Here is a 6,176-nt window from a genome sequence, read left to right as displayed (position 1 = left end):
GCCGCCTACTTCAGACCATCACCAACTTTCGGGCATAACTCACTGCTTGTGGCGGCTGTCACTCTTTACCCGTGATTGATCGGGCTGATCATACGTCAGGAGTCATGCGGTTTTTTGCGCAGTGCAGAACAAATGATCTTCCAACAAGACGCAAGCCCGCTTGACACTGACCGTGCGGCCCTCTCCACATGAGCGAATGGAAAGAAAAACGAATGTCGATGCGATAGGCGCGGTGATGCTGACAAGCTTTGCCACGCTTCTGGCTTTCAATCAGGTGGTGATCAAAGTCTCTGGCGGCGGGTTCGGCCCGGTGTTCATGGCCGGTCTGCGGTCGGTCGGAGCGCTGTTGGTTATCCTGCTTTGGATGCGCCTGCGGGGGATATCGGTTTTTACCGCGCCATCGGCCCGGTTTGGCGGCATTCTGGTCGGCGTGCTTTTCGGTGTCGAATTCATGGCGATCTACACCGCCCTGGATATGACCACCGTATCACGCGCATCCATCATGCTGTATACCATGCCAGTCTGGCTGGCGCTGGTCGGGCATTTCGTGTTGCCCGGAGAGCAGTTGACCAAGCGCCGCTCTCTCGGGCTGGTTTTCGCGATGGCCGGCGTCATCATGGCGCTTTTGGATCGCAGTGCGGCCCAGGTCAGCCTGACCGGTGACCTTCTTGGTATCTTTGCGGCCATGTGCTGGGCCGGTATCGCCCTGACGGTGCGCCTCACGCCCCTGTCGCAGGAAAAACCCGAAGTTCAACTGCTGTGGCAACTGGCGATTTCTGCGCCTATCCTGATGCTTGCAGCATTCTACTTTGGCGACATGGTACGCAACATCGAGCCGATTCATCTCTGGGGCATGCTGTTTCAGATCCTGTGTATCGCCAGCTTCGGCTTTTTGTGGTGGTTCTGGTTGCTGTCTCGCTATCCTGCGTCAAGCGTGGCTTCGTTCAGCTTCCTGTCTCCGGTGCTTGCGGTGTTTTTCGGATGGCTGCTGTTGAACGAGACGGTCACCCTTGGCACATGGCTTGCTTTGGGACTGGTGGCGATCGGATTGGTTCTGATCAACAGGAAATAGGCTCAGTTCATCGACGTTTCCTCATAGAGCGTTGTGACCGAACAGGTCTGACTCATGCCCATTTCCTGGCGCAGCCGCGCGCGCGCCCGCGCCAAACGGGACATCACGGTCCCCGAGCGTACGCCGATACGCCGCGCCAGCACACGCGGGCTGGTCTCGCCGGTCATCACCAGCTTGAGCAACATCGCCTGATCGTATGGCAACCGGTCAATCGCCTCGCGCATCTCGGCGCAGGCAATCACCCGCATCGCGTCAGGTGGCGCGCTGGCCATGTCGTCCTCCAGTGCATCGGTCTCGAGACGGGTGCGCCATTCGGCCCGGACGATGTTGCGCAGGGTGGTCATTGCATAGGCCCGCGGGTCAGCAATCGGTGCTCCGCTTTGGTGACGCTGCCAGATCTTGAGCGCAGTCTCTTGCGCCAGATCAGCGGCATCGCTTGGATTGTCACACAGCTTGCGCGCGCGTCGGTTGAGCATGGGCAAGACGTCAATCAAGTCTTGGGGCAGGTTAACGATTTGTGGCAGCGACATCTCTTCCTCCTGTTTTGATCTTCCTGGTGATTTGGATCCGGGACGTGGCTCTAGACTGGTGAAGATTGCGGCATTGAAAAGACGGGGTTTTCCGCCGATCCCGTCGATTTTTGTAGAATCACCGCTTTTTCGGCGCCAGCCCGCGCATGGCGTTCCAAGACGTCGGCAGACAATGGCGTGTGACACGGAATGGTTGATCCGGGCAGGGACGCAAAGCGCCACAATCTCGTCATAGTTAGGGAAGGCACGAGCAATCGCCTTCTTCACAAAACTCGGAGGAAGAGATGAAAAAGACTGTACTTACACTGCTGGCGGCATTCGGACTGGCCCTGCCCACAACCCTTCTGGCGGCCACCGAAGTGGATACCAATGGCGACGGCGTTCTGACCATTGATGAAGTTCAGGCCGTCTACCCTGACATCACGCCCGAAGCGTTCAGCGCGATGGACGTCAATGCCGACGGCGCGTTGGACGATGATGAGGTCGTGGCCGCCCAGGAGGCAGGCATGATGCCTGCGACCGAAGGCTGACGCGTATCTGAGACACGGCGCGTCCCGGCCAGAGTCGGTGTGGTCGCGCTGACTGGCCTGAACCATTTCAGATCAAGGATGCTGCACCCCCAAAGGCGGCATCAGGTTCAGGACGGGGGCGCGGCGTCCGGTAAACCCCAGTACCGGGTGCCGCAAGATACTCGGCGATGAGGACGCGCGTCAGGAGGGCAGGTGTATCTTGAACCGCGCGCGGATCTTCGTATCCGTTTCCGCATCAAAACGCGCCGGAGACCGTTCAGCCAGAATCGCCTCTTTGCGCGCGATCGCCTTTTCCACAAGATCGGGTTTGCCCTTTTCCGCCCATTCCTTCGGGGAAGTGCGGTCCCCGAGACGGGGGTAGACATAGTCGCTCTCCATGCGCGCCAGCGTCTGCGCGGTCCCAAGATAATGACCCGGTCCACCCAGGCAGACCTCGCGCATCTGATCCAGCGCGATGGTCTCCTCTGACACTTCGATGCCACGCACCACGCGCATCGCGTGACCGATCAGATCATCACCCAGAATGAGCGATTCATGACAGAACCCCAGCAGCGAGGCATGCATGCCGGCTGCCTCATAAACCATGTTCAGCCCGGCAAGACCGGATGTCACATTGGTGCACATCATTTCCCATCCGGCCTGCATGTCGGGCAGTTTGGAATCTGCGCCCCCCGCAGCGGCTCCGCCGGGCAGACCATAGAACTGGTGCATCTGCGCGCAGCCCGCACTCAGCAGTGCCTGCTCGGCTGATCCGATCGACATCGCGCCCGTGCGCAGGTCCAACCCGAAGGGCCAGGTGCCAAAGATCGCCGGATGTCCCGGTTGCATCGCGTTGACATAAACCAGACCGGCCAGGCATTCAGCTGTGGCTTGCGTGATGGCTCCGGCCACGGTCGAGGGTGTCGTCGCCCCAGCCATCCCGGCCGACAGTAGCAGAACCGGCATTCCGCCCCGGATACAGGCCTCCATCACCTGACAGGCTTCGGTGGCGAATTTCATCGGCGGCACAACAAAGCAGTTGGAGTTCGACACAAAGGGGCGCGCACGCCAGGCGGCCTCGCTGCCGGCAATCATATGAAGCATTTCGAACGCGTCGGGCACAAAGGACGGCTCCGTGAAAGATGTGCCGACATGTTTCGTGGTCCCTGAACAGCAGGCATAGATCGTGTTGAGATCCATCTCCTTGTTGTCAACGATATCGCGGGCCACCATGGGGCGCTGTACGAAGTGCAAATTATCCAACTGATGCGCGATCCGGGCAGCGTCATGCAGATCCTGCAACTGACTCTCGCGGTAATTGCGCCCCGCCACATCGACCATCGACACCGCGGCACCCGCAGTGCCGTAATGCACGCGTGTGCCGTTCAGATGCATGTCATACATGGCATCGCGCCCAAAAAGGGTGATATCGCGGCAGGCCAGGGCCAGTGCGTCTTCAACGACCGCGCGGGGAAAGCGCAGGCGTCCGTCCTCACCCAGAATAGCGCCGGCTCCGGTCAGTATCTCGACGCCACTTTCCGGTGCGTCGGCCAGGCCGATCGTTTCCAGCGCTTCAAGCGCGGCATCGTGAATGCGCGCGATATCCGCGTCGCTCAGCGGCTTGAACGTGCCACCCGAAAGACCGGGTCGGATCGGGCGCATGTCGTCGGGAAGGGAGGCTGCGCGCGCGGCTCTGCGCGCGGCGCGTCCACCACTGCGAACGGAAGACGTGGTCGGAGTATTGGATTGGTCTGTCATTGGAGTTGTCCTGTCAAAAAGATGTAAACGGAAGTCAGACAGGATGGGGGCGCCCTCGTGCCGCACGTCCCCGTTCCGCGCCAATGGTGCGGGTTACAAGACAAATGATGCAAAGCTCGTGCTGCATGTTCACTCCGTTTGGCGAATAATGTGACGGGATGAGTCGCGGCGCTATTCTGTTTGCGACCGATGTCGTTTTCGACCTATCGGCTGCTAACAGCCGAACCCAACGCAGCTGATCGGCGGTTTTCCGACGCTCACCCTTACGTGATGTGAACGTGAATTGAAAAACCTCTCTGACTGAACAGGTAGTTTTCAGCAAAAACCGATCGGATGCGCGCGCATCGGCGCGTGAACGACACACAGGCAAGGAGACCCAATACAATGAAAAAATCTATTCTGGCCGCCGCTGCAGTCGCGGCTTTGAGCGCGTCGCCGGCATTGGCCGACGGAGACTGGGACGGCTTTTACGCCGGTATCCAGGCAGGGACGCTGGATGTAGACACCAACATCGGGGCCAATGGCGATGATACAAGCTATGGTGTGCATGCCGGTTACCGCTTTGATTTCGGCACATGGGTTGCCGGCGGTGAATTCGAATATGATGACACGGATGTCTCACTGGGCGGTGGTGCTGCCAGGGTCAACGATGTTTGGCGCCTCAAGGGCACGGTTGGCTACGATCTGGGCCAGTTCCTGCTTTACGGTGCGCTTGGCTATGCCGAGGTCGACACATCGCTGGGTGACGACAGCGGCGCATTTTACGGTGTCGGCCTGGCCTATCAGGTGACCCCGAACGCGATACTGGGCCTCGAGATTCTCGAGCATGATTTCAACAACATCAACAGCACCGGTGTTGACGCCGATGCAACCAGTGTGGCGATCCGCGCGTCCTTCCGCTTTTAAGCCAAGAACATCCCAAATTCTGACCTGCAGCTCATCCGGGCTGCGGGTTCTCTTTTTCCGTCGCTGCTTCTTCTTGCGCAAATTACGGCGGAGCGCGAGGCAGAGCCTCGCTCCATCACATGACAGCCCCCGAACCTGTGAAACTCAGGTGTAACTGGCGGCAAAGGCGCATAGCCTCTCGAGCGCCTCAAGAAAGACCTCATCCTCCACGGTCATTGCCACGCGCAGATGCCCGGCCGCCGCCTGGCCAAAGCTTTCGCCGGGCATGACGGCGATCTTGTGCGCATCCAGCAGTGCATTGGCGAACTCTTCCCCGCTCAGCCCTGTCGCGCGGATATCCAGCATCAGATACATGGCACCCTGGCTGGGGACGGCCGTAACGGCATTTTGTGCACCCAGCACCTTCTGCGCCAGATCGCGCCGCCGCCGAAAGGGGGCTGAGACCTTGTCTTCCAAAGCCGGGCCCTGATCCAGCGCATAGATGGCGGCATCCTGCACAAAGCCGGGAACGCCATAGGTCGTATGGGTGGCCAGGGTGATCAGGTGCTCAATGACTGCCTCCGGCCCCACGATCCAGCCACAACGCGATCCGGTCATCGCATGGCTTTTGGACATCGAGCCGACAACCAGAGTGCGTTCAAGCATCCCCGGAAGGGCCCGGGGCGACAGATGCGTGCCTTCCCAGACCTGCGTGTCATAGACCTCGTCCGAGATCAGCCAGATGTCATGGGCAATGCAGGTCTGTGCGATCCGCTCCAGAGTGGCGCGGTCATAGACAACGCCTGTCGGATTATTGGGAGAATTGATCAGAAGCGAGCGTGCGCCGGGTGCGGCGGCTTCCAAAGCGTCCCTGCCGGGTTGGAAGGCATCGCTTGCGTCTGTCGGTATCGCCCTTGGCACAGCGCCGACGCCCCGGATCGTGCCGGGATAGGTAGCATAGTAGGGGTCGATGAACAGAGCCACATCGCCCTCATCGCAAACGGCGTGATGCGCCGAATACAAGGCCGATTGCCCGCCGGGCGTGATCATCACGTTCCCGGGACGTGTCGCCACCCCGGTGCGTTCGGTCAACCGCGAGGCCACGCGTTCACGCAACGCATTGACGCCGGCAACTGTCGCATAGCCGGTGTGTCCACCCCTGGCCGAGGCATCCATGGCCGCAAGGATCGTGGGGTCCGTGCGCACATCATGCTCACCAATGGTCAGTTCGATGACGGGCTCTCCGGATGCGATCATCTTGCGAGCCCGATTGAACACATCCCAGCCGTCCGAACCGTCGCCAGTAAGGGTGGATATACGTTTGGAAAGCTGCATGACCGTCTCTTTGTAGGTTTGCGCCGAGAGGCGCAGAGGCGGCGTGAAATGTCAATAAACCCTCAGACAAGACCCATCCCGCTGTGT

6 protein-coding genes are annotated in these 6,176 nt (G+C 59.9%); 3 read left to right on the top strand and 3 right to left on the bottom strand.

The features are described 5' to 3' along the window. Nucleotides 1-196: 196 nt before the first annotated feature. On the top strand, nucleotides 197-1,072 hold the full coding sequence (locus tag WAO69_RS15975) for a DMT family transporter (protein WP_422180939.1): 876 nt from the start codon (nucleotides 197-199) through the stop codon (nucleotides 1,070-1,072). A 2-nt stretch (nucleotides 1,073-1,074) separates the two neighbouring features. Here WAO69_RS15975 and WAO69_RS15970 read toward each other — a convergent pair whose 3' ends face one another. Further along, a complete protein-coding gene (locus tag WAO69_RS15970) occupies nucleotides 1,075-1,602 on the bottom strand; it encodes an RNA polymerase sigma factor (protein ID WP_422180937.1) in 528 nt (175 codons plus the stop codon). Nucleotides 1,603-1,886: 284 nt separating this feature from the next. Between WAO69_RS15970 and WAO69_RS15965 the strand changes: the two genes are divergently transcribed. After that, nucleotides 1,887-2,132 (top strand): hypothetical protein, encoded by a 246-nt coding sequence (locus tag WAO69_RS15965; RefSeq protein WP_422180935.1) that lies wholly within the window; start codon nucleotides 1,887-1,889, stop codon nucleotides 2,130-2,132. A 180-nt stretch (nucleotides 2,133-2,312) separates the two neighbouring features. Here WAO69_RS15965 and WAO69_RS15960 read toward each other — a convergent pair whose 3' ends face one another. After that, nucleotides 2,313-3,869, bottom strand: a complete 1,557-nt coding sequence (locus WAO69_RS15960; RefSeq protein WP_422180933.1) for a trimethylamine methyltransferase family protein — start codon at nucleotides 3,867-3,869, stop codon at nucleotides 2,313-2,315. A gap of 384 nt (nucleotides 3,870-4,253) precedes the next feature. Here WAO69_RS15960 and WAO69_RS15955 point away from each other — a divergent pair, with 384 nt between their 5' ends. After that, nucleotides 4,254-4,775 carry an outer membrane protein gene (locus tag WAO69_RS15955; RefSeq protein ID WP_422180931.1) on the top strand — a complete coding sequence of 174 codons (522 nt, stop codon included), beginning with the start codon at nucleotides 4,254-4,256 and terminating at the stop codon, nucleotides 4,773-4,775. A gap of 144 nt (nucleotides 4,776-4,919) precedes the next feature. On the opposite strand, the gene WAO69_RS15950 is transcribed toward WAO69_RS15955, so the two are convergent. After that, nucleotides 4,920-6,089 carry a pyridoxal phosphate-dependent aminotransferase gene (locus WAO69_RS15950; RefSeq protein ID WP_422180929.1) on the bottom strand — a complete coding sequence of 390 codons (1,170 nt, stop codon included), beginning with the start codon at nucleotides 6,087-6,089 and terminating at the stop codon, nucleotides 4,920-4,922. Between the last annotated feature and the right edge of the window lie 87 nt (nucleotides 6,090-6,176).

Origin of the sequence: Aestuariivita sp. (assembly GCF_049276915.1) — a bacterium.
Lineage (GTDB): Bacteria > Pseudomonadota > Alphaproteobacteria > Rhodobacterales > Rhodobacteraceae > Aestuariivita.
The sequence above is the reverse complement of the archived record's forward strand: the minus strand, read 5'-3'. Positions and strand labels throughout refer to the sequence as shown.